This window comes from Porphyromonas sp. COT-108 OH1349, assembly GCF_000768755.1.
Taxonomy (GTDB): domain Bacteria; phylum Bacteroidota; class Bacteroidia; order Bacteroidales; family Porphyromonadaceae; genus Porphyromonas_A; species Porphyromonas_A canoris.
Window position 1 is genome coordinate 1 of sequence record NZ_JRAH01000011.1, and the last position, 2,508, is coordinate 2,508.

The 2,508-nt window shown below is 45.3% G+C and carries 2 protein-coding genes and 1 pseudogene; 2 read left to right on the forward strand and 1 reads right to left on the reverse strand.

The features are described from left to right. Positions 1-197: 197 nt before the first annotated feature. On the reverse strand, positions 198-476 hold the full coding sequence (locus JT26_RS01650) for a helix-turn-helix domain-containing protein (protein ID WP_036845273.1): 279 nt from the start codon (positions 474-476) through the stop codon (positions 198-200). Positions 477-1,167: 691 nt separating this feature from the next. Here JT26_RS01650 and JT26_RS01655 point away from each other — a divergent pair. Together JT26_RS01655 and JT26_RS10065 are read left to right on the forward strand one after the other, a co-directional pair. Next, positions 1,168-2,182: pseudogene (locus tag JT26_RS01655) on the forward strand (toprim domain-containing protein). 3 nt (positions 2,183-2,185) lie between these two features. Continuing rightward, a partial coding sequence (locus JT26_RS10065; protein WP_152566957.1) for a DUF3408 domain-containing protein occupies positions 2,186-2,508 on the forward strand: 323 nt, incomplete at its 3' end.

The following is a 2,508-nucleotide window of genomic DNA, read 5'->3' on the forward strand; positions in this document are numbered from 1 at the left end:
AGTTTGTAGAGCGGGTGCGATTGGTTCAGCATGTCGGATAGACTGCTGAAAAACGAGGGGCTATGATGAGGCTTTGTAATCATAAAATCTGCAAGTTTTGCACCTTGAAGATACGAAGACTTGCAGATTGGACAAAAGGTTTAGTCGTTTATATTACTGAATAACAAATGATAAACGACTATTTAAGGGGCGACTAGTTACTGTTTCTTGTGATTAGACTTTGCGAGAAGAGCCTCCACATCCTCTCGCTTGTAGTAGCACTTATGCCCGATTTGGATAAAGGGTAGCACGGACGTGTCCCGATAGTGCTGGAGCGTCCGTTTGCTGATATTCAGGATGCGACAGACATCCCCGTTGTGCAACAGGTCGGGGACTTCGGGCTTCGTGCCGAAATGTTCTCTCATGCAAAGAGCCAGTTCTTCGATGCTCTTTTTCAGTTCCTCCCAAGCGGAGGCATCAATAGCGGTAAATCTCATATCGGAATGCTGTTTTTGTTACTCTGTTTTGTCTTTTGATGCAAATGTAGGAAGCCTCTCCATTCGTTCTTTCAGTCAGGGATAACCCAGGAAACAGAGGGAACTCGCAGGCAAATATAGAGGCACATACCTACACAGAAAAGGCTTTCGGTTAAGTGCGTACTTGTGGCTTCGATAAGGTATGAAATGGCTTCCTATCCGATAAAAAAACGCAACTTGTTTCTCTTCCGATGCAAAAGGGTGCAGAAGTATGAAACCCGATGCTGTCGCTTGAGAGCAGTCTCTCTTTGTTCGATTCTTTTTTGAGGTGTTTTTGTCCTGATTCCCGCTCTATTTCCTTCTCTTTTTCGAAGCATTGTATAGCACCCGAAAGCAACAAACTCGCAAAGCTTGTCTTCTTATTCTCGGCTCTCTAACTTGGTTTCAGTATCCGTTTTCGGGTGAAAATTCAAAATCAAGAAAAAAGAGGCAATGGGAACAATGAAAGGAAAAAGCCATCGGCAACAAAATAAAAACAGTTCACTCTTCTTCTTTCACTGTAAGAATATATATACAGTGAAAGGGAAAAGTGGAGAAATCTCTTTTTGTCCACCGAAGGGCAAACAGACTCACCCCTCCCGACCTCCGTGAGGGCACGCTCGTTCTCCTTTCACCGTTCTCCTCCTCTCTCTTCATTTCATTCTATCGACTTATGAAACCAAGATATTACGACATTCAAACCATCAAACAGCAGCCTATATCGGCTTACCTGAAATCCTGCGGTATTGCTCCCGCCAAAGAATACACGCACTATGCCCTTTATCATGCCCCCTATCGAAATGACCACAATGCCAGTCTGAAAGTGGACTTTCGACAAAACCTCTGGCATGACTACGGAATAAGTAAAGGCGGGAGCATCATCGACCTTGTGATGTTAATGCGAGGATGCAGTGCNTGACTACGGAATAAGTAAAGGCGGGAGCATCATCGACCTTGTGATGTTAATGCGAGGATGCAGTGCCTATGAAGCCATGGCGCATCTTGCCGATGAAGAGTTGGACCAACAAAAGCGTGAGCCTTCCGCCTTTCATCGTTCAATACCTTCCCAAACGAGCAATTCTCCGGCAAATACAAGGCATATTCTCTCCATCGGTGAAGAATTGCCCCCGCATTTGAAAAACTATCTCCACGGAGTTCGCAAGATAGACCTTGCCGTGGCAAGCCCTTATCTCCGCCATATTCGTTACACCATCGGAGGACGAGAGTACGCTGCTATCGGCTTTCCCAATCGTTCGGGAGGTTATGAGCTTCGAGATAATAGGAAATTCAAAGGGAGTATCGCTCCGAAAGATATTTCTCTGATTAACGGAGAATCCGATGGCGCACTTTGTCTTTTCGAGGGCTTTATCGACTTTCTCTCCCTTCTCACGATGAAAGGAAAAGAAACCGGTCCTTGTCTTATCCTGAACTCGGTAAGTAATCTGCACAAAGCTGGGGCTTACCTGCAAGAAGTAAAAATCTGTTCGGTCAAAGCCTTCTTCGACAATGATGAAGCAGGGCGACAAGCTCTTCGTGAACTTCGTGCCACAGGCATAGAGGTGGAGGATATGAGCAGACTCCTCTATCCACATCATAAAGACCTCAATGAGTATCACGTAGCTCAAAGTAAGCAACAACAAGAAGTACAACAAGTAAAGCCTGCCATTGCAAAACGTAGAATCAGATAAGCCATGAAAGAAGGATTTGATTTATCCCACTATTTGAACGTAGGGAAAGAAACTCAAGAGAAACAGTCGGAGCGATCCCAACCATCCGAGTCCACCAAGCTCTCTTCGACATCTGAGCAAACACTGCCTTCCGAGTCTCTGAATGAAGAGAAAGACAACCTGAAAGCAGAGCAATCCGAGCAAGAGAAGGAACAAGCGACACCAAGCATTCAAAGACGTATCAGCCATAAGCAACGTAAAGAGAACTTGGAAAGCTATCGGGAATCCTTTCTCGTTCCTCACAAAATCATCGACCGAAAGGCAACCTATCTTAGTCGCTCCACATG